A 24,386-nucleotide genomic window follows, 5' to 3' on the forward strand; every position below is an offset into this window, starting at 1 on the left:
TCAGGGCTCGACTTCAGCTGGGCCGGCACGCCAGGAAAAAGGCGTGGGCTTCAGCCCCAGAGGGATGCTTCTGCCTCTCAGGCTCCGGCCAAGATCGGTTGTGCCGACGCCGTGTTTTTTTCTTCTGTTCTGTCCACTTCGCTGCGGAGCGGAACCCGCGTCAGCTCCCACGCCGAACGGTCCTTCATCAGCCGCGAAACCAGCGCGGTGTGCATGGCGTGCCCGGCGCGCTCGGCCACCACATGGCCTTCGATACGTCGTCCGGCCAGGGCCAGATCGCCGATCAGATCCAGCACCTTGTGCTTTACGTATTCGTCGTCAAAGCGCAGAGGGCCATTTTCCGGGCCATTCGGACCCAGCACAATGGCATTTTCCGGCCCCGCGCCACGGATCAGGCCCATGTCGCGCAGTGCCTTTTCGTCCTTCTTGTAGCCGAAGGTGCGGGCCGGGGCAATCCAGGTGCTGTAGCAGGTGCTGGCCAGATCGATTTTGGCGTGTTGTTTGCCAATCGGGGCAGGGAAGTCAATGTCGTAGGTGACGTGGTAGCCCTCGCCCGGATAAACGCCGATGAACTTGTTGCCCTCGCGCACTTCCAGCGGCTTCAGGATGCGGATCACCTCGCGTCGCCGGCGCTGGGTGCGAATCCCTACGGTTTGAATGGCTTCCACGTAGGGCAGGGCGCTGCCGTCCAGAATGGGCAGCTCCAGATTGTCCAGTGCCACGATGACGTTGTCGATGCCCATGCCCACCAGAGCCGAAAGCAGGTGCTCGGTGGTTGAAATCAGCACGCCTTGCCGCATCAGACTGGTGGCGTAGCTGACCTTGGCTACGTTGCGGCCGTTGGCAGCAATCTCGAAGTTATCCAGATCCGTGCGGCGAAAGACAATGCCTGATCCGGCCGGGGCTGGCAGCAGGCGCAATTGAACCGGCGCACCGGAATGCAGTCCTACTCCGGCCAGTTCAACCGAGTCAGTGATGGTCTGTTCTAACTGTTCATTTTGGGCCATACGCATTCCTGGGTAAAGTGCTGTATCCCGGATAGATTAGACCCGAATGTCAAAACCTGTCTGTGTATTTTTTGCCACACTGTGAAAATTTGTGACCAATTCAAAACTTGCAATTTTTCCTGTCCCTGTCCTATAACCGGCGTAGAATCAGAACGGCCGCCGCCCGAACCCTTTCGGAGCCCGCGGGAAAGGAACCTCATGTTGAACCCCGAAATCGCCGCGACGGAGCTGGCATCTGTTCCTCTGCGGGCCCTTTTGGCTGGCGCACGCCGCAAGCAGCCCGAACTGCTCAAGCTCATCGAGGAACTGGTCCGCACCGAATCGCCCTCAGGCGACAAAACCGCCGTGGATGCCTGTGCCGCCATCGCCGTCGAAGAGGCTCGCCGCCTGGGAGGCCGCGTCAAGTTCCATCGCCAGAAGCAGTACGGCGATGTGCTCGAACTGCGCTTTGGTCCCCGCCGCAAGCTGCCTGCCGAGCGCATTCTTCTGCTTGGCCATCTGGATACAGTCTGGCCCGTTGGTACCCTGGCCACCATGCCCTACCGCAAGTCCGGTGGGAAGCTCTACGGCCCCGGTGTGCTGGATATGAAAGCGGGCGTGGCCATGGCCTTTACCGCCCTTGGCATGCTGCTGGAGGCCGAACTGCTCCAGCGCGAGGTTGTTCTGCTGCTTAACTCCGAGGAAGAGCTGGGCAGCCCCGTTTCCCGGCCCATCACCGAGCAACTGGCCAAAGAGGCGGTCGGAGTGTACGTGCTGGAAGCCGCTCAGGGGCTGGCCTGCAAAACCGCTCGCAAGGGTACGGGTAACTTCCGCATTGAGGTGCAGGGCGTGGCCGCGCATGCTGGGGTTGATTTTGAAAAAGGCGCCAACGCACTGGTCGAACTCAGTCGCGTCATCCAGACCGTCAGCGGCTGGAGCAACCTGAAGAGCGGCCTGACGGTGAGTGTGGGCTGCGCCGGGGGCGGCACCAAAACCAACGTTGTGCCCGCCCATGCCTGGGCTGAGGTGGATGTGCGCTTTGCCCGCAAGGGCGACGCCGCCCGCATCGAAAAGAAGTTCCACTCGCTGCGCCCGGCCGACGCCCGCTGCGCCCTCGCTCTGGAGGGCGGCATCAACCGTCCGCCCATGGAGCGAACTGCGGCCACTGTGCGTCAATACAAAAAAGCTCGTCTTCTGGCCGCGGGGCTTGGCTTTGTCCTGGACGAAGCCTCGACCGGTGGTGCATCGGACGGCAACTTTACCGCAGCTTTGGGCGTGGCTACGCTCGATGGACTGGGCGCCGTGGGTGAAGGTGCGCACGCTGACCACGAACACCTGCTGCTGGAGCATCTGGCCCCCCGCACCGCGTTGTTGGCGGCGCTGCTGGCTCGTTGAAAACAGCTTCCAGCCTCCAGCTTCCAGCTTTTAGCTGGCAGCTAGAGGCTAGAAGCTCTGGCGTTACCGATTCATAGGGGTGCGCCTGCTACACTCCCAACAAGAAAACGAAGACTCTCCATGGAGAATAGATCCACAATGAAATACGTTTCGCTCCTCCTGCTGATGGCTTCCGGTACGTTGCTGGTCGCACAGACCACGGCCAAGCCGGCCACCTCGACCACGGCCAAGACGGCTACGCATACCGTGACGCACACAGCCGTCAAGTCCACGCTGCCCCCCGGTGTGCCCCCGGTCAAAGGGCTGCTCAAGACGGCTTTTTCGCTCCGCTATCAGGACGTTATCGTTGGCTCCGGCCCCCTGGCTGAGAGCAACAAGCTCTACAAGGTGGCCTATACCGGATGGCTGGCGGCGGATGGAACGAAGTTCGATGCTTCGGCTGACCACCCGGCCTCGCCCGTGTACGACAACACCATGCAGGTCATCAAGGGCGACGACGGCAAGCCCAAGACCGAAGCCGGGCAGCCGATCGTCTTTCCGCAAGGTTTTGGCCGCGTGATTCCGGGTTGGGATCAGGGCTTTGAGGGGATGCACATCGGTGGCAAGCGCCGCCTGTTTGTTCCCTATCAGTTGGCGTATGGCGCAAAGGGCAAGCCTTCCAACGATCCCAAGCACCCTGGCATTCCGGCCAAGGCCGACCTGATCTTCGACATCGAACTGGTTGACGTGATGGATATGCCTGCGCCGCCCGCTCACCCGGCTCCTGTCAGCCGTCCTGGTAGTATGCCCATGGGGCACCCTGGTGCTCTGCCTATGGGGCATGCGCCAGTCGGAATGACCCCGGCTCCTGCCGCTGCTGCCGGTACGACTGCGGCAACTCCAGTTGCCACTCCAGCCAAACCTGCCGCCAGCGCGACGCCTGCAACCACGGCTCCTGCGACAGCAGCCCCGGCAGCAGCCGTTCCTGCTACCCCGGCCCAGAGCAAGTAAAGCAGTACGGCAAAACGCCCGCCGCGGATCGCTCTCCGCGGCGGGCGTTTTTGTGCCACGCATTTTTCGCTAGCTTCCAGCCTCTAGCTTCTAGCACCAATTGATCCGGCATCTAAATACCAGTACACGCTGGGTGCCCTACCCTCGCCACGTACTTGTTTTTGTGGCTAGGGTGGGAAAGCACGGACCAAGGTATAGCTTTATGCGGTCAAAGACCTGGAACCACAAAAAATACCGCAGCCCGAAGGCTGCGGTATTTTTGTTTTCTGCGGAAAGCTTACTCAGCAGCGATCGGTTCGATGGCTGCAAAGCGGCCGCGGTTGCCGTGGTCGCTGAACTTCACGTGCCCCGAAACCTTGGCGAAGAGTGTATCGTCGGAACCGATGCCGACGTTGAGGCCCGGCTTGATGCGCGTGCCGCGCTGACGGACGATGATGGTTCCACCGGTGACGAGCTCGCCGCCGAAGGCCTTCACACCCAGACGCTGCGCATTGGAATCACGACCATTTGTGGAGCTACCTCCACCTTTTTTGTGTGCCATAACTGGTTTCCCTTCTCAGACTGGTCTGCGCAGCCTTACTTGGCGGCGGTGTAGGTCACGCCGTCGGCCTCGATGGCCTGGATGCGCACCTCGGTAAAGTTTTGACGGTGACCCTGCATCTTCTTGTACTGCTTCTTGCGCTTGTAGTGGAAGACGAGAATCTTATCGCCACGGCCCTCGCCGAGAACTTCGGCGGTAACCTTGGCGCTACCCGGCTTGGCAACCGTACCAGGCTCGCCGCTGACGGCCAGAACGTCGCTGAACTCGACCGTCTGGGTTTCCGACGGGATCGTTTCGATCTTGACCACATCGCCGGGCGCGACGCGATACTGCTTGCCACCGGTGCGAATCACTGCGTACATGACAAATCCTCCAGCACGCTGGGTTCGGGCCAGGTGCATCAAACTCGATTCGTGTGCATTGTTGGGGCGGATACAGATACTGCATCGGGAGGGGCTGCACACACGCCGCTGGGCGGTCAACCCGCTTGTGTCCCGCACACCCTTGTTAGGGTGCATCGCCAAACTCTACGATTCTATCGTTAAATGAGAGTCCGGGTCAATCACCCGCAGTTTCTGTGAGACTTCAAACGGATTTTCCCCTTATTTGCACATCATGTAGTGCAAATTAAATGAATTACGGACGCGTTTTCCACAGCTATCAGCCCTCAGCTGTCAGCTCGTTTGTGGCAGGGAAGAAGCTGTGTCTGCACGATGGCAGTACTTACCTGACCAAAGCCGATCCAGCTTGGGTTAGCACGAACAGCTGAGAGCTGACAGCTGAGGGCTGAAAGCTGCTCTAGCTATACTCAACGTATGCAGCCTGTCAGCGTGATTGTTACGGAACTGAACGAGGTAGGGGAGATCGCCCGGGTCGTCGAGGCTTTGCTCGGACAGCAGCCTCCGGCGGCCGAAGTGGTGATTGTGGACGGCGGCTCGACCGACGGCACATGGGAGTGGCTGGAATCTGCCGCCCAGCGCGAACCTCGTCTGAAGGCCATCCGTGACGAAAGCTGCAGCCTGAAGCACTGCGATGGTCCGGTTGCGCGAGGCCGCAACGTTGCCATTCAGGCCGCCAATTCGTGGATTCTGGCCTGTGCCGACGCTGGTTGCACCTACGCACCTGACTGGCTGGCCAATTTGACTGCGCCCATTCAGGCGGGTGAGGCAGAATACACGCTGGGCGGATCGGTGCTGGACATGACCGACCCCACCCTCTGGGATCTGGCCTCGGCTCCGTTCTTCAGCATCAAGCTGGATCCCACCGAACCCACCCGCTCCTGTACGGCCCGCTCCATGGCCTTCACCCGTGCCCTCTGGGAGCGCGTGGAAGGTTTTCCCGAGGAAGTACTGGTGGGCGAAGATACGATCTTCGACTTTGCTGCCCGCAGCAAGGGCAGCACTGCCTATGTGGACAACGCCAAGGCTCTCTATCGCCCGCAGAACAGCTACCGCTCGGCCTGCCACCAGATGGCCCGCTACGCCCGCGCCGATGGCCAGGCTCGCATCCGTTTTGCCCGCCTGGGCCGCAATGCCAGCCGCTGCCTGCTGGAGTTGGCCGCACTCTTCAGCCTGCAGTGGGCCATCGCTCCGCTGCTGGTGGTTCTGGCCATCGAGGGCTGGTACGCCTTCCATCGCGATGGTCACCAGATCCTCGGCTTCGGACGCAAGGCCGTACTGGCCCGCGTTGCCTTCTCGCTCTCTGTGCCGTGGGTGGTGGCTTGTAACCACTTCATGGGACTGATCCGCCCCGAGCGGCAGACGAACTGGCAGAACAAGGGACAGTGAACAGAGAGCAGAGAACTATTCTTCGTTTACCGTACCCTGTTCACTATCTTTCTAAGCAGCGACGTGTACGTGGACAGGTGGAGAAGGTCTGAAGCGGTGGAGTCGCTTTCAGCCCACTGGAACTGAATCTGGCGGAAGAGCCAGCGTTGATCGTGGCGTTCCAGTACGGCGGTCAGCAGCAGGGGGCGCGTGTGGCCGTGAAAGCCCACTGTGCCGAAGACCGTAAGCCATGCCACGGAATCCTTGCTGTTGACGATTGCGGAGGGAATCTTCAGTTGCAGATCGCCCCAGTTGAGCCAATCAAAGTAAATAAAGCGCTCCACATCCTGTGGACCACGTGCCCAGTCGTTGCTGGAGCCTTCGATGCCCCAAAGGAGAAGATCGCCTTGGGGGGCAAAGTTGGCTTGCACAAAGTTGTGGGCCGCGGCAGGGTTGCGCCGCGTATAGGCCAGCTGCAGGTTGCTGAGCGTGCTCAGTACGCCAGCGCGGACCTCGGCCGGAGCGTCGCCTCCGCCGTGCAGTTGGGCGTTGGCTTCGGCTGGCATGGTGGTGTGGCGGGTATGAATACTGGCCACAAAGCCTAGTACAAATCCCAAAAGGAGCAGCAGTAGCGCCGCGCCAGTGAGCAAAAACATACGGCGGATGGTGCGGGTCATCGTGTGCCTCCACGCGGCGGGAATGCTGTTGAAGATACACGATGCGGGGAAAAACAGGAAAGGCGGCGATGAACTCGCCGCCTTTTTTTTCTGATTCCTGCCGCCGGTCTTCAGGACCGACTTTCTGGTTTTGCTCTAGCGAACGATCTCGAACTTTTCCCAGGCCAGATTGCAGACCGGGCAGCGCTCGTGTTCTTCCTCGTTCTCGCTGGTGTAGCCGCAGACGGTGCAGACGTAAAAGTCGCGGACTGAGCCGATCCAGCTATCGAGCTTGCCGCCTGCCAGCAGTGCGATGGCCTCGCCGTAGAGGCGGGCGTGGGTCTTTTCGGCTTCCAGCGCATAGGTGAAGGTGCGGATGGCGGCCTTGTTGTCGCGCTCCGTGGCTTCCGACAGAAACTCGGGGTACATGGTGTCGATCTCGTAGTTCTCACCGCCGAGCGCGGCCTTGAGGTTTTCGAGAGAGCTTTTGACCTCAACCGGATGGAGGTTGCAAGTGGCCTCGCCCCCCAACTGCTTGATCACACGCGCGTGGTTGGCGGCGTGGATCTGCTCAGCGCGGGCGGCGGCGCGGAAGAGGCTGGCTGCGCCGTGCAGACCATCCTCGTCGGCCTTGACGGCAAACGCGGTGTACTTGGCATGGGCGTTGGACTCACCTTCAAAGGCGGCCAAAAGATTCTTCACCGTCACAGCGTTTTCAGCAGCAACAGACATCGGAAATTCCTCCAGACTAGCTACAAACTAAGTGGACTGAAGCTGTCGCGCTGTGATGGCGACTACAGGGATCAGCTTCATCCGATTCCTACCGTCCGTCCAGCCATTTTTTCGTGTTCAGTAGCTGGCGATTGTCGAGCGACCAGACCTTGCCGGTCAGCTCTTCTGGACTTTTGCCTTCACGCTCGCACTTGTCGAACTCGCTCTGCATGGCCTGCATCTTGGCATCCAGATCGTCCACAAAATTCAGCACCAGCGCCTCGGGAATCATGGGCAGCTTGGGCGAGCCGAACTCCAGCTTGCCGTGATGGGCCAGAATCATGTGAATCACCAGGGTGCGCAGCCGCTCCGGGAAGTTCGGCAGCTTCTCGACGGCCTTGTCCACCATCTCGGTGCCAAACTGGATGTGCCCAAGCAGGGTGCCCTCGATGGTGTAGTCAAAGCCGACGGTCCAGCTAAGTTCGCGAGTCTTGCCAATGTCGTGCAGAATCACGCCGGTCAGCAGCAGGTCGCGGTCCAGCAGGGGGTAGTGCGCGGCCACCTTGTCGGCCAGCGTCAGCAGGCTGACTACGTGCTCCAGCAGGCCACCCAGCCACGCATGATGCAGTTGCCGTGCTGCCGGAGCCTCACGGTAGGCCGTAGCCACCGCCGGATCGGCCAGAATCGTCGTCAGCAGCCGCTGCAGGTCGGCGTTGGTAAAGCTGTCGATGGCCGCCTCCAGCTGCTGCCAGAGCGCTTTCACGTCATAGTGCGTGGCGGGCAGCAGATCCATCTTTTCCGCCTCGCCCTCCTGCGCCAGACGCAACTGGTCCACCTTCATCTGCACGCGTTCGTCAAAGCGCGAGGCGCTGCCTCGCACCTTCACAATGGAACCCTTTTCGAACTCGCGGGCGATGCGTGGATCGTTCGGTTCCCAGACGCGGGCTTCCAGTTGGCCGGTCTTGTCGCCCAGCATCAGGTTCAGATAGGGCTTGTTGGTTTTGGTCAAGCGTTGCTGTTTGGCCAGAACCAGAAAAAAACTGTCGAAGCTCCGGCCTTCGTCGAAGGCGGAAATATCGCTGATGTAGATGTCTTTCATACTGGGCAAAAGCTTAGCGCAAACAGCCGTATTTACCCAAACAAAGTCGGTAGACAAAAAGCAACAGGCCCGGAACTTTGCGTTCCGGGCCTGCCGTGTGTGCCTGAGTTGCGGTTATTTGCTCGTCGAATCCGACGGTGCGGTGGAGTGGTCCGACGGAGCCGGAGCGCCCGGAACCGCTGCCGCAGGGGTGAAGTCAAGAGCAGGTTTGGTGGCCTGATCCGGCTTCTTCTGCTGGCTCATGCGGGTTTTGTCGCCGGTGGCGGTGTTCTTCTTCTTTTTCTTCGACGTATCGCCAGCCAGGCCCAGCGGAGCGGCCTGCTGCTGACGGGCGGCTACTTCAGCTGCATCAGGAGCGGCAGGCGAAGTGTCGTCGTTCAGCGAAAGCGGCTTCTGCTTTGCCTTCTTCTCGCGGGCATGGACGCTGTAGCGAGTTTTGGCCGTAGGACCGGTAGCTTCCAGAGGATTGGCAGGCGCATTCGCGTCGGCGGCTTCTGGCTTGGGCAGTGCGCCAGCGTCTTCCACCGGGGCGGATGTGCCGGTAGGCAACGTCTCGCGCGGCTTCTGGCCGTAGCGAATCTTTTCCTTTTTGCCCGGCTTTTCCACGCCCGTAGGCATGCTCTTGCCCTTTTTGCTCTTCTTGGCTACAGCAGGTGTTGCCACCGGAGCTGCTGCCTGATCGGTCGATGCCTGCTCCGTGCCGCTCTTCTGGCGGAAGGCGTGCGTATTCTCGCGGAAGCGGGTACGCTCGATCTTCTTTTTCTTCTTGGGGGCGGGCGGAATGTACGCGCTGTAGATCGGCTTGGTTTCCTTTGCGCTGGCACCGGTGTCGGTATAGCCCGGCTTGATGTCGAGGTACGACTCTTCGCGCAGCTTGGTCAGATAGCCCCGGATGGCCGGTTCCATGCGTTCCATGTAGAACGCTTCCTCAACCTGCGACTGCACTTCCTTGTACGGCTTGGGGCCGCCCGCGGCATGCTCGTTCACCTTCAGGATGACGTAGCCCTGGCGGGTGAGGATCGGCTCGGTCACCTGACCGGCCTTCAGCACAAAGGTCTTGTCTTCCAGCAGCTTGGGCAGAGCGCCGCGCTTGTACTGGCCCAGATCGCCGCCCGTGGCCGCAGTCGGTCCTTCGCTGAAGGACTTGGCCAGCTGGCTGAAGTCGCCGCCGGCATGCAGACGGCTTTCAATGTCGTCGGCCTTGGCCTTGGCAGCGGCCAGCTTGTCGGCATCGGTCGAGCCACCGGTCGAAACCAGAATCTCGCTCAGCTTCAGGCTTTCCGGCTGCGTGTACTCGTTCTTGTGCTTCTCGTAATAGCGTTCGGCCTCGCCCGGCGTAAAGCGAATCTGGGCGCCCACTTCCTGCTCCATCACCTGACGGGTGATGATGCTGTTGCGGATGTTGGCCTTGAAGTCCTCGAAGCTGACGCCCTGATCCTTGGCCGCCTTCTCCAGATCCTCGATGGTTTCCAGGTTGTACTGCTTGCGGATCTCATCCAGGCGCTTGATCAGTTCGGTGTCGCCGGTAATGCTCAGCTCTTTACCTTTGCTGAGCCACAGTTGCTGGTCGATCAGGTTGCGCAGCAGGTCCCTGTGACCGGCTGAGATCTCCTGCATCGTGGTGGCGCCACGCTGGCGGGCTTCGCGGTCAACGTCGGCCAGAGAGCGATCATAATCGGAACGCGTAATGATCTGGTCATTGACGCGGGCGACGATATCCTCGACCACCGTCCCACCGTAAGGGCTCTGCGGAGCTATATTCTGGGCACGCGCTACGAAGACGCCGGCCATTAAAGCCGTCGCTATCCCAAGCGCCGCGGAACTGCGAAGAAGTCTCAAAGTCATAGGGTCAGCACACGCGCAGACAGGCTCAATTTTTTCGCTGTCTGTAGCATAGACGTCATTGTAAATGGATGGGCAGCACGTAGGCGATCTTCCCCAGTCGATTCTTTTGCTTCATTTTGCATTGGAAGGCCTCGGCACCCCGGCCGATCTGCTGCTATCCATCGCCCCGGCCAGCCGTCCAACAGTGCGGTGCTATACTTTAGCCCAGAATGGCTCCGTGGAGCCCGCAGAACGTGTATTTCCGCCGTCTGCAGCCTTGCCGAGTCGGGCAAGGCTGATTTTGTACCGGAACAGTCCATGACAGACTGCCGGAACGGCGAAGATTTTCTTCAGCGGTACTTCCGTCAGCCGTTGGGAGGTTCGGTCCACCTATGACGCCTCGCGCCCGTCGCGCCATCTTCACTGTCGTCTTTTTCTTTGCCGTCTGCGCCCTCATGGGCAGTGTTCTGCAGCGCCGCGTAGGCGCTCAGTCGGCCGCCGATCAAAGCCAGTTCAACGACAATCTGAAGAACTTCTCCGATGTCTATGCGCTGGTGGAGAAGAACTACGCCGACCCGGTCAACGGTGACAAGGCCGATACAGCCATCTATGATGGCGCCATTCCGGGCATGCTGCATGTGCTCGATCCGCACTCCAACTTCTACGATCCAAAGGCCTATGCCAAGCTGCGCGAAGAGCAGCGCGGTCATTATTACGGCGTCGGCATGCTGATTCAGCAGCAGCGCGATCCGCAGGGCCATGACCACGTCATCGTGGTTACGCCTTACGAGGGAACGCCCTCCTTCCGCGCCGGCCTGCATCCGGGCGACACCTTCAGCACCATCGACGGGAAATCAGCCGATGGCTGGACCAGCGATCAGGTCGCCAAGGCGCTCAAGGGGCCCAAGGGAACCCACGTTCAGGTGGGCGTTACCCGCGTGGGCGAGGAAAAGCTCCTCAGCTTTGACTTGATCCGCGACGAGATTCCCCACCCCTCGGTCGACCTTAAGTACGAGATTCGCCCCGGCATTGGCTACGTCCATCTGACCCAGTTTCAGGAGACCTCCGGCCAGGAGATGCGTGAGGCCATCGATGGCTTCAGCAACCTGAAGGGATTGGTGATTGACCTGCGTGGCAATCCCGGCGGCCTGCTCAGCCAGGCAGTCGACATCTGCGATCACCTGCTGACCAAGGGCCAGCCCATCGTCAGCCAGCGCGGCCGCGCCTATCCCGATCAGAACTATGTGGCTACCCACGGCAACGGCGGCAAGAGCTTCCCGATCGTTGTCCTGGTGAACCGCAGCACCGCTTCGGCGGCCGAAATCGTCTCCGGCGCTCTGCAGGATCATGACCGTGCCCTGATCGTGGGTGAAACCACCTTCGGCAAGGGGCTGGTGCAGACCGTTTACGACATTTCCGACCACTCCATGGGGCTGGCGCTGACCACCTACCACTACTACACGCCCTCGGGTCGCCTGATTCAGCGCAACTACACCGGTGTTTCGCTCTACGACTACTACTACAACCACGCCGGAGCCCAGCCCGCCGACAACACCAACCGCGAGGTCAAGCTGACCGATGCCGGACGCACCGTCTATGGCGGCGGCGGCATCACCCCGGACGAGAAGATCGAGACGCCTACGGCCAATCACTTCCAGGATCAGCTGGCCTACCATGACGTCTTCTTCAAGTTCGCGCCTCTCTACCTGTCCAAGCACACCATCGACAAAAACTTCCAGGTGGACGACGCCGTACTGGCCGAGTTCAAGAAGTTCGTGATCGCCCAGAATGTGGACTGGAACGATGCCGAGGCCAAGGCCGTGAACGACTGGCTGCGGGTACGCATCAAGGACGACATCGTCAGCATCCCTTATGGACAACAGATGGGGTTGCGTCTGATGACCGACTGGGATCCCTCGATTCAGAAGGCGATCAGCTTCCTGCCCGAGGCTCAGGCCCTGCAGGAGAACGCCCACAAGGTAGCCACCGAAAAGGCCATGGCCCTGAACGGCGACTCCAAGAAGTAAGCAGGCTGCAAGTGAAAAAGAGAAAGGCCACCTTCGGGTGGCCTTTCTCTTTGCGATCAGCTTTCAGCTTATCCTGCCACAGACAGGATTTTGGCTGAACCAAAGCATTCTGTTCCCGCAAGATGAGCTGGAAGCTAGAAGCTGCTTTCCACTACACGGATTTTTCAAGCAGAGCAGCAAAGAAGCCGTCGCTGGGCAGTGTGCCAGGCAACAACTGCAGAGCGCCTTCCGGGGTAAGCGCGGCCTTGAGCTTCTCTGCAGCTTCCGGAAGCAGCCGATCCTCTTTTTGCAGCGTGTCCAGCGTCGCATCCAGCGAGAGCTGGCGGGCGTTGGACTGTGTGGCCAGCACCGCATCCACCACCTGTTGATTCTCTTCCGGCTCCAGTGAGCAGGTGGAGTAAATCAGCTTGCCGCTGGGCCGCAGGGCGTTGAGCGCAGCCGTCAGGATTACCTGCTGGCGTTCGGCCTGACGGGCAAGATCCGTGGGCTGCATGCGATAGCGAATCTCGGGATTGCGGCCGAGCGTTCCGGTACCGCTGCAGGGCGCGTCCACCAGAATCAGATGGAACTCTTCCGTTGCATCGAGCGTGGCGGCGTCCACTTGGCGGCATTGCACCCGCGGACTGAGCAACGCCAGCCGCTTTTCGATCGCCAAAAAACGCTGCGGGCTGGATTCGCAGGCTACGATTTTGGCCTTGGGCAAAAGCGCGGCCAGAGCGAGGGTTTTTCCGCCCGGCGCGGCGCACAGATCGCCCACTTTCTGCTTTTTGGAGTCCCGGTTGGAAGCATTGCAGGCGGTAAGTTCGGCAATCAGCTGTGAACCCTCGTCCTGCAGGCGGGCGTGCTCGCTTTTGAGGCTGGCCGCTGCCGTTACGTCACCAGCGGCAATGGTGCGGGCGGCGGTAAGCAGGTGGCCGGGCGTGAGCTCGATTCCGGCGGCTAGCAGTTCTTCTTCAGCTTGGGGCGTGTCGAGCCGCAGATTCAGCACGGCCTGCTGCTGGCCATGCGCACAGATCTTTCTGGTGGCCTCCAGGCCGAAGTGGCTGACCCAGCGCTCCACCAGCCATGCGGGATGCGCGTAGGTAAAGGCCAGCGCAGCGGGAGTTTCCGGGGCTGAAGCCCCGGAATCGTCAGGGCTGAGGCTCTCATGGGCCTGAAGGCCCATGCTCCCTCCGGACGGGCTAAGGCCCTGTTCCGAGGCTGTATCTGCACTGGATGGATCTGCAGATGGCGCGACCGAAGTGGCTGTGGAAACACTCGTTGCGGCGGGAGGCGGCGGCTTTAACCCCTGCGAAAGGTCTACAGGAGAGGGGAGGGCTTCAGCCCCGGGAGCCGACGCATTTTGGGCCAGCTTGCGCAACACGGCGTTCACCATGCGGGCGGCAAAGTGGTGGCCGCTATGTTTGACCATTTCCACGCTCTCGTCGATGGCGGCGCGGGCCGGAATGCGCTCCATCTGCGTGATCTGGAATGCTCCCAGGCGCAGCGAAAGCAGCACTTCGCGGTCAAGTTTGGCGTTGGGTTTGGCCAGCAGCGGGCGGAATTGCTGATCCAGGCGGATTTGCCAGCGTAGAACGCCGAGCACCAGCGCTGTGGTCAGGTTGCGGTCGATGGGGCTCATGCGACTGACGCGGTGGGTGCGCAGCAGATCGTCGGCGTGGGCGCGGCCCTCTTCCACTTCACGAAGAATGGAAAAGGCGGCGGCGCGGGCAGGGGAGATTTTCGTCATGATGCTCCGAGTTTTGCTGTGGCAATGTGCTGAAAGCCGCGCAGAAAGTCGGCGGCGGCCATGCGTTTTTTGCCTTCCAGTTGCAGTTCAATTACTTCCAGCCAGGTGTTCTGGGCGCAGCAGACGTAAAGCCGCTGCTGGTCCACATGGAGCTGACCGGCTTCGGCAGCGCAGTGCACTTCGGCCGGGCGCATCTGGTGAACGATAAACTTTTTGCCGTCGAGCGTGGTAAAGGCTCCGGGCCAGGGCTGGAAGCCCCGGAACCGGTCGTAGTTCTGCTGCGCGGTGCGGCCAGCCAGATCCATGCGGCCGTCTTCACGGTCGAGGATGGGTGCAAGCGTGGCCAGAGCATGATCCTGCGGGGTGGGCTGGAGTGTGCCCGCAGCGAGGCCAGCCAGCGTTTCAATCACCAGCGGCGCGCCTTCAAGAGCCAGCAGTTCAAAAAGATCAGCTGCGGTCATGGTGGACTCAATGGGGCGGCGTTGCTGCAGCAGAATCGGGCCGGTATCCAGACCTTCTTCCAGCAGCATGGTGGTGTTGCCGGTTTCGCCGTCGCCCATGGCCACTGACCACTGAATCGGCGCTGCGCCGCGATACTTGGGCAGCAGGGAAGCATGCAGGTTGATGCAGCCTAGGCGCGGAAGATCCAGCATCCAGCGGGGAATGATGCGGCCGTAGGCCACCACCACGATGGCATCGGGGGCAATCGCTTCCAGCTTCTGGCGGAAATCTTCGTTGGTCTTGATCTTTTCCGGCTGGGTAACTTCAATGCCGTGGGCCAGCGCGGCCTGCTTGACGGGCGGCGCGGTCAAAACGCGGTCACGACCCACCGGGCGGTCGGGCTGCGAGACGACCAGCGGAATCTGATGGCCAGCGGCCAGCAGCGCCTCCAGCGTGGAAACGGCGAATAGCGGTGTGCCGCAGAACACGATCTTCATGGTTTTCTCCAACACTGCGCAGAAAAATTCCCGGCGCGAACCGGGAAGTGTGTTTTTTAGAGCAAATCCAGAGTTTCCGTTGGGGGCGCGAAGAAGGTGCCAGGTGCAGTTTTCTTGAGGAAAACTGCACTGGAAAGCATTGACTCTCACTATACCAACTCTGAATTTGCTATAGCTTTCAGCCGTCAGCTATCAGCTTTCAGTAATCAACCATCCGCTGAGAGTAGAGATTCCCAAGCGTAATCGGTTTTGAAAGGGCACGGCTAAAGCCGTGCCCTTTCAAAACACAACTCTCTCAGAAACCTGATTTCTCAACCATCCCCAGAAAGCAGATAGCTGACAGCTGTTCTACCAGTTGCCTTCCTTCTGCATCTTGCGGATGGTGCGCAGGTTCAGGCTACGCTTGAGCGCGCTCATGTGCTGCAGAAAGAGAATGCCGTTGACGTGGTCGATCTCATGCTGGAAGCAGCGCGCTAGAAGGTCTTCGCCATCCATCTCAAACCACTCGCCGTTCTCGTTCTGGGCCCGCACGCGCACAAAGGCAGCGCGAACCACTTTCTCGTGAATCTCCGGGAAGCTCAGGCAGCCTTCTTCTTCGTAGACGCGGCCCTGGCTCTGGATGATCTCCGGGTTGATGAGGACGATCTTTTCGTCGGGGTTCTTGCCGCTGCTCAAATCAATGACGAGCAGGCGTTTGGACTCGCCCACCTGGGGCGCTGCTAGGCCGATGCCGTGACCGTCATACATGGTTTCAAACATGTCGGCCACAAGCTTCTTGAGTTCGGCGTTGAACTCAGTGATCGGTTCGCCGGGCTTCGAAAGCACCGGATCGGGATACTTGACGATGGTCAAAATCATGTTCGGCTAATAACTCCGTATCTGTTCGATGTAGCCGCGAAAATTTCGTTGCATTTCTACAACCGAGTCGCCGCCAAATTTCTGCTGCACAACCTGGGCAATCGTGAGTGCCACCATGGCCTCGCCCACCACGCCAGCGGCCGGAACCACGCTCACGTCAGAGCGCTCATAGCTGGCGCTGGTGCTCTCGCGATTGTCGAAACGCACGCTTTCCAAGGGCTTACGCAGGGTGGAGATGGGCTTCAGGTAGCCCCGCACCATAATGTCTTCGCCGTTCGAAATGCCGCCCTCAATGCCGCCCGCGTTGTTGGTGGGGCGGGTAAAGCGGGTGGGCTGGCCTTGGTCTTGCGTCGCGTAGTGGATGGGATCATGTACAGCTGAGCCGAAGCTGGCGGCAGCGACCACACCACGGCCAATCTCTACTGCCTTCACCGCCTGAATGCTCATCACCGACTGGGCCAGCAAGCCATCGAGCTTCTCGTCCCAGTTCACATGCGTACCTAGTCCGGCAGGAGCGCCGTGGACCACAACTTCGAAGATGCCGTTGACGGTGTCGCCGGTGCGGGCAGCTTCTTCTACTTCTTCCTTCATGCGGGCTTCCACTGCGGGGTCAGCGCAGCCCAGAACAACCACGTTCTTTTCCGCCAGGGCGACGATCTCTTCCCAGCGGACGGGGCGATCCAACTCCACGCGGCCCACGCGGACCACATGGCTAAGCACTTCAATGCCGAGGGTGCGCAGATAGAGCTTGGCCAGAGCGCCGGCAGCCACGCGGCTGGTGGTCTCACGGGCGCTGGCCCGCTCCAGAATGTAACGCGCATCGGGGAAGTTGTACTTGAGGGCTCCCGCCAAGTCCGCATGGCCGGGCCGGGGCGAGGCTACGGTCTGATGCTTGGCCGGGTCGCCTGCCTCTACTGGGAGTTTTTCTTCCCAGTTCTTCCAGTCCCGATTCACAATCTCCATGGCCACCGGAGAGCCGATGGTCTGGCCGTGGCGTATGCCACTGAGCACATGCACCTTATCGGTTTCAATCTTCATGCGACCGCCGCGGCCATAGCCCTGCTGCCGCCGCCACAGTTCGCGGTTCATGAAATCCAGGTCCACCGGAACGCCCGAGGGCAGTCCCGAGACCAGCGCCGTCAATGCTTCGCCGTGTGATTCGCCTGCGGTGGAAAAACGGATCATATGTATAGATTGTAAATGGAAAAAAGCAGACTTCAGCCCTTAGCTGTCAGCTCTCAGCGGTTCCTGCTGGCCACGGCTGGAGTGACTTTTTGTCAGCAGGATTTCGTCCCAGTCAGGCACAGCCTTCACACAGCCATAGAAAAGCTGGAGGCTAGAGGCTGACAGCTGTCTTACGACTCCTGCCTCTCGGGCTTGTAGGGATCGAACCAGTCGCGGTTGAGGCTGTTTTCGCGCTCCTGGTAGGTCTCCTGTTCGCGGCGTTTCTTCTGTTCTTCGCGTTCCTCTTCTCCGTCGGCCATGGCAGATTCCTTTCCGGCCGTTTTGTCGGCCTAAAGAAAAGAATAACGCCAGTGCGGCTCCTAGAGCGGTTCTCCAATAGATTTGGCCTTTGTGAGTCTGTGCGAGGTTGCTTTTTCTTGAGGAAAAAGCAACTTGGAAGCATGGGTTTCGGTGTACAGCAATTGGAGAACCGCTTGAGTCAGCAGCGCACACAGCGCCGTGCGCACGATAGGATGGAACGAGTGGCCTGCGGGCCGCAACTTCCCCTGCCGAGGTCCAGATGCCAGCCACCGGAGCTAAACCCGAAGGCGTAACCGACGAGGCCAGCGCGGCCCGGGCCGTGCAGCAGATGTTTGATTCGATTGCGCCCCGCTATGACCTTCTGAACCATGTGCTTTCGGCCAACATTGACCGCATCTGGTGGGCCCGGACGGCGCGGCGCTTCGATGCCGTGCTCAGCAACCCGGACGCGGCGGTGCTGGATATTTGCTGTGGCACGGGCGATATGACCATGGCCCTGCTCAAGCGGCGGCCAGTGGGCGCAAAGCCGATTCTGGCCGGAGATTTTTCCCGTGGCATGCTCAGCCGGGGCGTGCGCAAATTTGCACCACCTTCGCTCGGTGGAACCCGCTCTGAAAAACTGCCCTACGCCGTCCCCCTGGAGGCCGATGCGTTGCATCTGCCGCTGGAGGACGCCTCGCTCGACCTGATTGTGACGGCCTTCGGCTTCCGCAATCTGGCCAACTATGCCGCCGGACTGGCCGAGTTCCATCGCGTGCTCAAGCCGGGCGGCCAACTGGGCATTTTGGAGTTCAGTGAGCCGGGCGGTTTGCTGGGCAAGGGGTATGCCTTTTATTTTCATCACATTCTTCCTGCCATTGGCCGCATGATCTGCGGCAAAAATGGGCCATACAACTACCTTCCGGCTTCGGTGGGGCGTTTTCCGGCTCCGCCCCAAATGTTGGAGCTGATGGGCGCAGCTGGCTATGCCGATAGCACATGGAAGCCCTATACCTTTGGCATTGCCGGTCTGTATACGGGTCGGCGAGAGGCCTAGGCCGAGTTACGTATGAGTTCTCCTTTTCAGAATCGTGAAGGTAAGCGTGAAGTAATGACGGCTGCCGAGACGACTGCGATCAAGCAGCGCGTGGCCCGTGACTCCATGGTGGCGGCCGTGGGCATGACGGTGCTGAAGCTGGCGGCTGGCCTGATGTCGGGCTCGCTGGGCGTGCTCTCGGATGCGGCCCACTCGGGCCTCGATCTGGTCGGGGCGGCCATGACCTACTTCTCCGTCCGCGTCAGCGACAAGCCGGCCGACGAAGACCACACCTACGGCCACGGCAAGGTAGAGAACCTGTCAGCGCTGGGCGAGGCCATTCTGATGGCCATCAGCTGCGTGTGGATCATCTACGAAGCCTTTGGGCGCATCTTCAACCACCGTGTGCAACTGCGCCAGTCGCTGTGGCCGGTACTGGTGCTGCTGCTTTCGATTGCCGTTGACTTCTGGCGCTCACGGCAGCTGCTGGCCGTGGCCAAGCGCACCGGTAGTCCGGCGCTGGCCACCGACGCCTTTCACTTTGCCAGTGACATCTGGTCCACCGTGGCCGTGCTGGGCGGGCTGGGGGCAAGCTGGTTGGGCACGCACTACGGTATTGGCTGGCTCAAGTTTGCCGATCCCTTTGCCGCCGTGGTGGTTTCGCTGATGATTCTGCGCCTGACCGTGGTGCTGGGCAAAGAAACCCTGTCCGTGCTCTCCGATGCAATTCCCGCCGAGACGCGGGCCCGGTTGGTGCGGGAGGTGCAGCAGGTGGACGGCGTGCTGGCCATAGAAAAGGCTCGCGTGCGCCGGGCTGGAGCCAATTATTTTGTGGATCTGACGCTGGCCATGCCGCGCCGCTACACCTTTGAGCACACCAGTGATCTGGTAGACGCGGCTACCGAGGCGGTGCGCCGCGTGCTGCCCGAGGCCGACGTGGTGGTGCGCCCGGTTCCGCGCGTGGCCCGGGCGGAAAGCCTTTTTGACCGCGTCCGCGCCGCTGCCGCCCGCCACAACGTGAGCGTGCATGACCTAAGTGTGCAGCAGCAGAACGGCAAGCTGCGCGTGGAGCAGCATCTGGAACTGGATGAGACGCTTACGCTCAATCAGGCACATGAGTTCGTCTGCCAGCTGGAAGCCGAGATTCTGCGCGCCACGCCCGAGTTGGACTCGATTCTGACCCACATTGAGAGTGAGCCAGCCACCATTGAGCACCCCGAGGAGATCGTCCAGGAGAATCGTCGCATCGAGGAGAATTTGTGTGCGACGGCCCGCCAGATCGGCGAAATCATCGACGTGCACGAAATTCGCGTGGTGCGCTCCGGGGAGCAGGTTTCGCTCAGCTGCCACTGCACCCTGCCCGACGAAATGAGCATGGCGCGGGTGCATGTTCTGATTACGGAACTCGAGGACCGTTTCAAGCTGGATTGCCCGGAAGTGCAGCGCGTCACCATCCATCCCGAACCGGTAACCGATAATCTTCGATAAAGGTTTATTTTCTGGAGTAGCGCGGAACGTGACGATGAACGTCCGATCGATTGCAAATTTCTTTCAGGTGGCCTTTCTGCTGCTGTTGTTGGCGGTGGTGGGCCTGCTTGCGGCCATTACCACCATGCACTTTGCCATTCATGGAGCTGAGGTGCAGGTGCCTTCGCTCAAGGGCATGACGGTGGCCGATGCGCGTACGCAGACGGCGGGTCTGGGATTGAACCTGAACGTGGACAATCGCTACTATTCGGGCGACGTGGCAGCAGGGCATATTCTGACGCAATCGCCCGATCCAGGCACCGTGGTGCGCCGCGAGTGGCAGGTGCGGGTGAGCGAAAGTCTGGGACCGCAGAAGGTGGACGTGCCCGATACGGTGGGCCGCGACGAGCGCGTGGCTGAACTGGAGATTCGTCAGGCTGGATTGCAGGTGGGCAACAGTGTGCGCATGCCAACCAGCAGAGCCCTGCCCGGCACGATTCTGGCGCAGGACCCGCCCGCCCACGCACAGGACATTGCCAATCCCACGGTGAATCTGCTGGTGGCCGCCGCCAACGACGAAGCCGCCGATGGTTACGTAATGCCTGATCTGGTGGGAAGCTACGGCCCCAGTGCCGTGGCCGCGCTGCAGAAGCTGGGCATCAAGAGCACAACAGCATCTGCGGGTGTTTCCGTGGGCCATGTGGGCACGGGCAACGACCCGATCCGGCCTCCAGTGCCGCCCGGCGCAGTCATGGCGCAATCGCCTCTGGCGGGCCTGCGCATTGATCAGAGTACGCAGGTCAGGCTGACCATTGCGCGGTAAAAAAATCGCTATATATTTTGAGCGGGACAGAGAATGACCAGTTCCGAATACTGAGCCAGACGGGCGTCGGCCGTCAGCAGACGCATCGGTTCGGAAATTGCCTGGGCAATGAGCAAGGGGTCGAAAGGATCGCGGTGGTGCAGGTTCTGCACGGCCGCTGCATGATTATTTCTTACCGGCAATTCCTGAAAGCCAAGAGATTGCAGCTGGTTTGCCACTTTTGTCGCATCGGCTTGTAGTTTGCCCAGTCCAGCCTTGATGGCAATTTCCCAGATGCTTGCCGTTGAAACGTAGATTTCATCCGCCTGCATGATCCAGTGGCGGGCATCCTGCCCAAGGCGCGGGCTATCTTTCAGCAACCAGAGCAGGATGTGTGTATCCAGCAGCAGCCTCACAGATCAGCCCCAAAGTCGGCAAGAAGCTCTTCTGGAAGTGGCGCATCGAAGTCATCCGCTATCCAGATTTCGTTTTTCATCGTGCCAAACTGAATAAGTTTTTTCTTTGGCTCAAGGCGGGTAAGCTGCACTACGGGATTTCCGGCGCGGGCAATAATGACTTCTTCCCCGCGCTCGGCCATCTCGAGCAGCTTGGAAAGCTGGGTTTTTGCCTCAAAGATATTGACCGTGGCCATGGCAGACTCCTTTGCCGGGCTCAATCTAGCTAAGCTTAGCTAAGCATGCCACGATCTGGGATATTTATTCCACCACAGTAAAGCTGTTTTCCGTGCGTTCCACGCTGCGATAGAGCGTGTCGCGCTCGACCGGGGTGCGGCCAGCTTCGGTAATCAGGCGGCAGAGCTCCGCACGGGTCATGCCCTGCGGCGTCTCCGCTCCGGCGTCGTGGTAAATCTTCTCTTCCACCACGGTGCCGTCCATGTCGTTGGCGCCAAAGCGCAGGGCGATCTGGGCGATCTTGGGGGTGAGCATCTGCCAGTAGGCCTTGATGTGCGGGAAGTTGTCGAGCATCAGGCGGCTGACGGCAATCTGGCGAATGTCGCCGAGGCCGGTGGTCTGCGGCAGGTGGTCCAACTGGGTGTTTTCAGGATGGAAGGCGAGGCCGATGAAGGCCTGGAAGCCGCCGGTTTCGTCCTGCAGCGCCCGCAGCTTCAGCAGGTGGTCTATGCGGTCCTCTTCGTTCTCCACATGGCCGTAGAGCATGGTGGCGTTCGACTTAAAGCCCATCTGGTGGGCCAGCCGCGCCGTGTCCAGCCACTCTGGGCCGTCGATCTTGTGGTCGCAGATGATGGAGCGGACGCGCTCGGCAAAGATCTCGGCGCCGCCGCCCGGCATGGAGTCCACACCGGCCTCGCGCATGCGCTTGAGCGTCTCTTCAATGGTCAGCTTGGCGCGGCGGGCAAAAAAGGCGATTTCCACCATGGTGAAGGCCTTCACGTGTACCTTCGGGAAGCGCTCCTTGAGGCCGCGCACCAGGTCGAGGAAGTAGTCCAGCGTCAGGTCCGGGTGCAGGCCGCCCACAATGTGGAACTCGGTGACTGCTTCGCTGTAGCCGGAAGCCGCCGTCGCCCAGGCCTGCTCCAGCGTCATCGTGTAGCCGCGCGGATCGCCCTTCTTGCGGCCGAAGGCGCACAGCTTGCAGTTGGCCACGCAGACGTTGGTGGGGTTGATGTGGCGATTGATGTTGAAGTACGTCACATCGCCGTGCAGTTTTTCGCGCACGTAATTGGCCATCCAGCCGACGGCCAGAATGTCGTTCGTGCGGTAGAGAACTAGCCCGTCTTCGTAGCTGAGCCGTTCGCCAGCCATTACCTTGGCGGCAATGGGCTCCAGCAGGGAATCGTGGGTGCGGAAGGCAGCAGGGGAAATCGCCGTTTCAACGCTCATACCGACGATGATACCGGAATTGGGCGGCACCTGCGGGCGGCGAATGGCTTCGCGTGGCACTTGCCTTTGAATTTTGCAGTTCTGTTTTCTTTTCGATTTCGAGGCCGTTCTGGGGGGAGGATAGAGGCATTCATGCCCCTGAATAAGCTTTGCGGGGGGTGCCCCCCCGCCTTCTTCCGTAAAGAGCTTTTCTCCCTGTAAAGGGCCCGATCAAACTACTTCTGCGCATCCAACGTCGGGCCAAGAATCACACCGTCATCTGCCGTAGCGCCGATCAGGCGATTGCCGTCCACTCGTACCAGCGCCACGGGGAAGCCGGTACGCCAGTACTTCCAGGTCATCGTCTTGGGGTCGATGGAGTAGATGCCATCGCTTTGCAGTGAGCTGGCCAGAATGCGGTTGCGGACGGCGTCATAGGCCAGATCGTCCACGTCGCGGAAGGCCAGACGTTCAATCCAGAGCCAGGTTTTGCCGAGGTCGGGGGTGAAGTAAATGCCCTCGCGCGCGCCCACCCAGAGCGTTCCATCGGCCGAGAAAACCACGCGATGAATGCGGGTGAGCGCCTTGGGCATGCCCATCGGCCACCAGCTTTGGCCGGCGTCCCTGGAATAAACCACGCGGTCGCCCCGGGCGGCGGCCATGGTCTGCCCATGAACGCTGACTGAAAGGTAGTCGCCAAAGCCCATTACCGGGCCACCCTGCCAGCTGGCTCCCTGATCGCGGCTGGTCAGCAGGCCGTAGTTGCTGGCCGCCACCCAGACCGGCGTGCTCACGTCCAGATCGTTCACGCGGCTTTGCAACTCGATGGTGGGCGCGGCCACCTGCTTTTCCGTGTTCACATGCGTGCCGCGGACGTTGCTGGTGCTCACCTTGGTCAGGGTGTTGGCGATGGTGTTGCGTGGTTCCCATTTCTGCTTGCCCGCGGGCAGAAGCAGAACGCCGTGGGTGGTTCCGGCCAGCAGTGCGCCGTCGGCGCTCTGGGCCAGCGCGTAAACGTCGCGGCCTTCCAGTCCATCGGCAATCTGCTGCCAGCTTTTGCCGCCGTCGCTGGAGGTGAATGCGCCGCCGAACTCCTTGTCGTTGATGACGCCGGAAAAGAGGCGGTCAGGGTTGGTGCGGTCCACCAGCAGAGCCTGCACGTTGCGGCTGGTCACGCCCGTATTCGACGGCTTGAAGCTTTTGCCGCCGTTCTCACTCGCAAGTACGCCGCCACGATCGGTGGCCAGCAACACGCGGCCGTTGTCGCGTGGGTCCACATAAACGTCGTTGACGATGACGTTGTCGCCGGTCATGGGCTTGAAGCTTTTGCCGCCGTCGATGGTCTTGTACAGGCCCTCGGTGGTTCCGGCAAAGACGGTTTCGTGTTGCGCGGGGTCCATCATGAGCACGCGGGTGCGGCGGGCGTCGCTGGGAATGCCCTGAATCTTGTGAAAGAGCTTGCCGGAGGTTTCGCTCTTGTAAATGCCGCTGCAGGCGCTCAGGTAGACAATGTGCGGGCGGCTGGGGTCAACCAGGATCGAGAAGACGTCGGAGTCTTCAATGATGCCCTGCTTCATGTTGACCCAGTGCTGGCCGCCATCGATGGTCTTCCACGGCAGGTGCCAGGTTCCGGCATAAAGAATCGCGGGATTCCTGGGGTCCACGGCCAGGGATTCGACCTCATGAATTTCGGTGCTGCGCTTGGGGCTGATCAGCTTCCAGCTCTGGCCGCTGTCGCCTGAGCGGAAGATGCCTTCCAGTGTGCCGACGAACAGCGTCTTCGGGTCAGACGGGGCCTGCGCCATGGAGCGGATCGACTGGCCGTGGAGCTGTAGATTCTCGGCCCAGCTCTGGCCGCCATTGTGGCTGATCCAGAGGCCGCCATCGGTGTACTCGCCGCGCCATGCGGCCACGTAGAGGGTTTTTGGATCGGCTGAATCGACCAGAATATTGTCGAGGATCAGGCGGTTGGTATTGTCCAGCCTGGCCAGACGGTGCCAGTTTGCGCCCTCATCGAAGGATTCGTAGAGCCAGCTGGTGGTCGAGCCCAGATACAAGTGGCCTGGCTCACCGGGAACAGAGGCAAAAGCGCGGGCGTCGCCGCCGTTGGGGCCAGAGACTTGCCAGGGGGTCTGCGCCAAGGAGGACGGCACGTTGAGGCAAACAAGACCAACCAAAACGAGAAAAAATGCGCAAGCCGATGTGCGACGCAGGCGGATGGCGCTGCGAAAGAGGCTACGAATCAAAACGGAAGCT

At 60.6% G+C, this 24,386-nt stretch carries 23 protein-coding genes; 7 read left to right on the forward strand and 16 right to left on the reverse strand.

Annotation, left to right across the window (positions count from 1 at the left end; translation table 11 throughout):
- Positions 1 to 77: 77 nt before the first annotated feature.
- Positions 78 to 1,007 (reverse strand): UDP-3-O-acyl-N-acetylglucosamine deacetylase, encoded by a 930-nt coding sequence (gene lpxC, locus ACOBR2_RS03055; protein ID WP_420238599.1) that lies wholly within the window; start codon positions 1,005 to 1,007, stop codon positions 78 to 80.
- 198 nt (positions 1,008 to 1,205) lie between these two features.
- Here lpxC and ACOBR2_RS03060 point away from each other — a divergent pair, with 198 nt between their 5' ends.
- Complete coding sequence (locus ACOBR2_RS03060; protein ID WP_420238600.1) at positions 1,206 to 2,381, forward strand: M20 family metallopeptidase; 1,176 nt, start codon at positions 1,206 to 1,208, stop codon at positions 2,379 to 2,381.
- 138 nt (positions 2,382 to 2,519) lie between these two features.
- Entirely contained in the window at positions 2,520 to 3,371 is an 852-nt protein-coding gene (locus ACOBR2_RS03065) for an FKBP-type peptidyl-prolyl cis-trans isomerase (protein WP_420238601.1), read from the forward strand.
- Between the two features lie 277 nt (positions 3,372 to 3,648).
- Here the strand turns inward: ACOBR2_RS03065 and rpmA are convergent, their stop codons facing one another.
- Both rpmA and rplU read right to left on the reverse strand, forming a co-directional pair.
- Positions 3,649 to 3,912, reverse strand: coding sequence for a 50S ribosomal protein L27 (rpmA, locus tag ACOBR2_RS03070; protein ID WP_420238602.1), 264 nt, complete (start codon positions 3,910 to 3,912; stop codon positions 3,649 to 3,651).
- A 35-nt stretch (positions 3,913 to 3,947) separates the two neighbouring features.
- Positions 3,948 to 4,274 (reverse strand): 50S ribosomal protein L21, encoded by a 327-nt coding sequence (gene rplU / locus ACOBR2_RS03075; RefSeq protein ID WP_420238603.1) that lies wholly within the window; start codon positions 4,272 to 4,274, stop codon positions 3,948 to 3,950.
- 453 nt (positions 4,275 to 4,727) lie between these two features.
- Between rplU and ACOBR2_RS03080 the strand changes: the two genes are divergently transcribed.
- Complete coding sequence (locus tag ACOBR2_RS03080; protein ID WP_420238604.1) at positions 4,728 to 5,699, forward strand: glycosyltransferase; 972 nt, start codon at positions 4,728 to 4,730, stop codon at positions 5,697 to 5,699.
- Between the two features lie 26 nt (positions 5,700 to 5,725).
- On the opposite strand, the gene ACOBR2_RS03085 is transcribed toward ACOBR2_RS03080, so the two are convergent.
- The 4 genes from ACOBR2_RS03085 to ACOBR2_RS03100 all read right to left on the reverse strand — a co-directional run bounded on the left by ACOBR2_RS03085 (position 5,726) and on the right by ACOBR2_RS03100 (position 9,989).
- Positions 5,726 to 6,355 (reverse strand): nuclear transport factor 2 family protein, encoded by a 630-nt coding sequence (locus ACOBR2_RS03085; RefSeq protein ID WP_420238605.1) that lies wholly within the window; start codon positions 6,353 to 6,355, stop codon positions 5,726 to 5,728.
- Positions 6,356 to 6,490: 135 nt separating this feature from the next.
- On the reverse strand, positions 6,491 to 7,066 hold the full coding sequence (locus ACOBR2_RS03090; RefSeq protein ID WP_420238606.1) for a rubrerythrin family protein: 576 nt from the start codon (positions 7,064 to 7,066) through the stop codon (positions 6,491 to 6,493).
- A gap of 88 nt (positions 7,067 to 7,154) precedes the next feature.
- On the reverse strand, positions 7,155 to 8,144 hold the full coding sequence (locus ACOBR2_RS03095; protein ID WP_420238607.1) for a 3'-5' exoribonuclease YhaM family protein: 990 nt from the start codon (positions 8,142 to 8,144) through the stop codon (positions 7,155 to 7,157).
- A 114-nt stretch (positions 8,145 to 8,258) separates the two neighbouring features.
- The gene (locus ACOBR2_RS03100; protein ID WP_420238608.1) at positions 8,259 to 9,989 is read right to left on the reverse strand and encodes a peptidylprolyl isomerase; all 1,731 of its coding nucleotides are present in this window, start codon (positions 9,987 to 9,989) and stop codon (positions 8,259 to 8,261) included.
- Positions 9,990 to 10,360: 371 nt separating this feature from the next.
- Here ACOBR2_RS03100 and ACOBR2_RS03105 point away from each other — a divergent pair, with 371 nt between their 5' ends.
- Positions 10,361 to 11,995: a S41 family peptidase gene (locus ACOBR2_RS03105; protein WP_420238609.1), complete on the forward strand. Its 1,635-nt coding sequence runs from the start codon at positions 10,361 to 10,363 to the stop codon at positions 11,993 to 11,995.
- A 151-nt stretch (positions 11,996 to 12,146) separates the two neighbouring features.
- On the opposite strand, the gene ACOBR2_RS03110 is transcribed toward ACOBR2_RS03105, so the two are convergent.
- The 5 genes from ACOBR2_RS03110 to ACOBR2_RS03130 all read right to left on the reverse strand — a co-directional run bounded on the left by ACOBR2_RS03110 (position 12,147) and on the right by ACOBR2_RS03130 (position 17,004).
- Positions 12,147 to 13,724: a transcription antitermination factor NusB gene (locus tag ACOBR2_RS03110; RefSeq protein ID WP_420238610.1), complete on the reverse strand. Its 1,578-nt coding sequence runs from the start codon at positions 13,722 to 13,724 to the stop codon at positions 12,147 to 12,149.
- Positions 13,721 to 14,662, reverse strand: a complete 942-nt coding sequence (gene fmt, locus ACOBR2_RS03115; protein ID WP_420238611.1) for a methionyl-tRNA formyltransferase — start codon at positions 14,660 to 14,662, stop codon at positions 13,721 to 13,723. The genes ACOBR2_RS03110 and fmt overlap by 4 nt, the downstream gene beginning before the upstream one ends.
- A gap of 348 nt (positions 14,663 to 15,010) precedes the next feature.
- A complete protein-coding gene (gene def, locus ACOBR2_RS03120) occupies positions 15,011 to 15,520 on the reverse strand; it encodes a peptide deformylase (protein WP_420238612.1) in 510 nt (169 codons plus the stop codon).
- A gap of 6 nt (positions 15,521 to 15,526) precedes the next feature.
- Positions 15,527 to 16,705, reverse strand: coding sequence for a chorismate synthase (gene aroC / locus ACOBR2_RS03125; RefSeq protein ID WP_420238613.1), 1,179 nt, complete (start codon positions 16,703 to 16,705; stop codon positions 15,527 to 15,529).
- A gap of 170 nt (positions 16,706 to 16,875) precedes the next feature.
- Positions 16,876 to 17,004 (reverse strand): hypothetical protein, encoded by a 129-nt coding sequence (locus ACOBR2_RS03130; RefSeq protein WP_420238614.1) that lies wholly within the window; start codon positions 17,002 to 17,004, stop codon positions 16,876 to 16,878.
- Positions 17,005 to 17,264: 260 nt separating this feature from the next.
- On the opposite strand from ACOBR2_RS03130, the gene ACOBR2_RS03135 reads away from it, so the two are divergent.
- From ACOBR2_RS03135 to ACOBR2_RS03145, 3 genes are read left to right on the forward strand one after another with little or no spacing between them, the layout of a single operon-like run.
- Positions 17,265 to 18,041 (forward strand): ubiquinone/menaquinone biosynthesis methyltransferase, encoded by a 777-nt coding sequence (locus tag ACOBR2_RS03135; RefSeq protein ID WP_420238615.1) that lies wholly within the window; start codon positions 17,265 to 17,267, stop codon positions 18,039 to 18,041.
- A gap of 12 nt (positions 18,042 to 18,053) precedes the next feature.
- Complete coding sequence (locus tag ACOBR2_RS03140) at positions 18,054 to 19,508, forward strand: cation diffusion facilitator family transporter (RefSeq protein WP_420238616.1); 1,455 nt, start codon at positions 18,054 to 18,056, stop codon at positions 19,506 to 19,508.
- Positions 19,509 to 19,542: 34 nt separating this feature from the next.
- On the forward strand, positions 19,543 to 20,310 hold the full coding sequence (locus tag ACOBR2_RS03145) for a PASTA domain-containing protein (protein WP_420239963.1): 768 nt from the start codon (positions 19,543 to 19,545) through the stop codon (positions 20,308 to 20,310).
- Positions 20,311 to 20,318: 8 nt separating this feature from the next.
- On the opposite strand, the gene ACOBR2_RS03150 is transcribed toward ACOBR2_RS03145, so the two are convergent.
- From ACOBR2_RS03150 to ACOBR2_RS03165, 4 genes are all read right to left on the reverse strand, one after another.
- A complete protein-coding gene (locus ACOBR2_RS03150) occupies positions 20,319 to 20,705 on the reverse strand; it encodes a type II toxin-antitoxin system VapC family toxin (RefSeq protein WP_420238617.1) in 387 nt (128 codons plus the stop codon).
- The gene (locus ACOBR2_RS03155; protein ID WP_420238618.1) at positions 20,702 to 20,941 is read right to left on the reverse strand and encodes a type II toxin-antitoxin system Phd/YefM family antitoxin; all 240 of its coding nucleotides are present in this window, start codon (positions 20,939 to 20,941) and stop codon (positions 20,702 to 20,704) included. Before ACOBR2_RS03155 ends, ACOBR2_RS03150 begins: the two co-directional genes overlap by 4 nt.
- Before the next feature lie 64 nt (positions 20,942 to 21,005).
- Positions 21,006 to 22,151, reverse strand: coding sequence for an aminofutalosine synthase MqnE (gene mqnE / locus ACOBR2_RS03160; RefSeq protein WP_420239964.1), 1,146 nt, complete (start codon positions 22,149 to 22,151; stop codon positions 21,006 to 21,008).
- 215 nt (positions 22,152 to 22,366) lie between these two features.
- Positions 22,367 to 24,376, reverse strand: a complete 2,010-nt coding sequence (locus ACOBR2_RS03165) for a WD40/YVTN/BNR-like repeat-containing protein (protein WP_420238619.1) — start codon at positions 24,374 to 24,376, stop codon at positions 22,367 to 22,369.
- Between the last annotated feature and the right edge of the window lie 10 nt (positions 24,377 to 24,386).

Origin of the sequence: Telmatobacter bradus (genome assembly GCF_048629425.1) — a bacterium.
In the GTDB taxonomy this organism is placed as follows: domain Bacteria; phylum Acidobacteriota; class Terriglobia; order Terriglobales; family Acidobacteriaceae; genus Telmatobacter; species Telmatobacter bradus.

Coding starts and splice junctions, on each gene's coding strand:
- ACOBR2_RS03135 (WP_420238615.1), top strand. CDS start 17,265: ATGCCAGCCACCGGAGCTAAACCCGAAGGCGTAACCGACGAGGCCAGC.
- ACOBR2_RS03085 (WP_420238605.1), bottom strand. CDS start 6,355: ATGACCCGCACCATCCGCCGTATGTTTTTGCTCACTGGCGCGGCGCTA.
- def (WP_420238612.1), bottom strand. CDS start 15,520: ATGATTTTGACCATCGTCAAGTATCCCGATCCGGTGCTTTCGAAGCCC.
- mqnE (WP_420239964.1), bottom strand. CDS start 22,151: ATGAGCGTTGAAACGGCGATTTCCCCTGCTGCCTTCCGCACCCACGAT.
- ACOBR2_RS03065 (WP_420238601.1), top strand. CDS start 2,520: ATGAAATACGTTTCGCTCCTCCTGCTGATGGCTTCCGGTACGTTGCTG.
- ACOBR2_RS03110 (WP_420238610.1), bottom strand. CDS start 13,724: ATGACGAAAATCTCCCCTGCCCGCGCCGCCGCCTTTTCCATTCTTCGT.
- fmt (WP_420238611.1), bottom strand. CDS start 14,662: ATGAAGATCGTGTTCTGCGGCACACCGCTATTCGCCGTTTCCACGCTG.
- ACOBR2_RS03105 (WP_420238609.1), top strand. CDS start 10,361: ATGACGCCTCGCGCCCGTCGCGCCATCTTCACTGTCGTCTTTTTCTTT.
- ACOBR2_RS03095 (WP_420238607.1), bottom strand. CDS start 8,144: ATGAAAGACATCTACATCAGCGATATTTCCGCCTTCGACGAAGGCCGG.
- ACOBR2_RS03155 (WP_420238618.1), bottom strand. CDS start 20,941: ATGGCCACGGTCAATATCTTTGAGGCAAAAACCCAGCTTTCCAAGCTG.
- ACOBR2_RS03080 (WP_420238604.1), top strand. CDS start 4,728: ATGCAGCCTGTCAGCGTGATTGTTACGGAACTGAACGAGGTAGGGGAG.
- ACOBR2_RS03100 (WP_420238608.1), bottom strand. CDS start 9,989: ATGACTTTGAGACTTCTTCGCAGTTCCGCGGCGCTTGGGATAGCGACG.
- rplU (WP_420238603.1), bottom strand. CDS start 4,274: ATGTACGCAGTGATTCGCACCGGTGGCAAGCAGTATCGCGTCGCGCCC.
- ACOBR2_RS03130 (WP_420238614.1), bottom strand. CDS start 17,004: ATGGCCGACGGAGAAGAGGAACGCGAAGAACAGAAGAAACGCCGCGAA.
- ACOBR2_RS03145 (WP_420239963.1), top strand. CDS start 19,543: ATGAACGTCCGATCGATTGCAAATTTCTTTCAGGTGGCCTTTCTGCTG.
- ACOBR2_RS03140 (WP_420238616.1), top strand. CDS start 18,054: ATGAGTTCTCCTTTTCAGAATCGTGAAGGTAAGCGTGAAGTAATGACG.
- aroC (WP_420238613.1), bottom strand. CDS start 16,705: ATGATCCGTTTTTCCACCGCAGGCGAATCACACGGCGAAGCATTGACG.
- ACOBR2_RS03060 (WP_420238600.1), top strand. CDS start 1,206: ATGTTGAACCCCGAAATCGCCGCGACGGAGCTGGCATCTGTTCCTCTG.
- ACOBR2_RS03090 (WP_420238606.1), bottom strand. CDS start 7,066: ATGTCTGTTGCTGCTGAAAACGCTGTGACGGTGAAGAATCTTTTGGCC.
- lpxC (WP_420238599.1), bottom strand. CDS start 1,007: ATGGCCCAAAATGAACAGTTAGAACAGACCATCACTGACTCGGTTGAA.
- rpmA (WP_420238602.1), bottom strand. CDS start 3,912: ATGGCACACAAAAAAGGTGGAGGTAGCTCCACAAATGGTCGTGATTCC.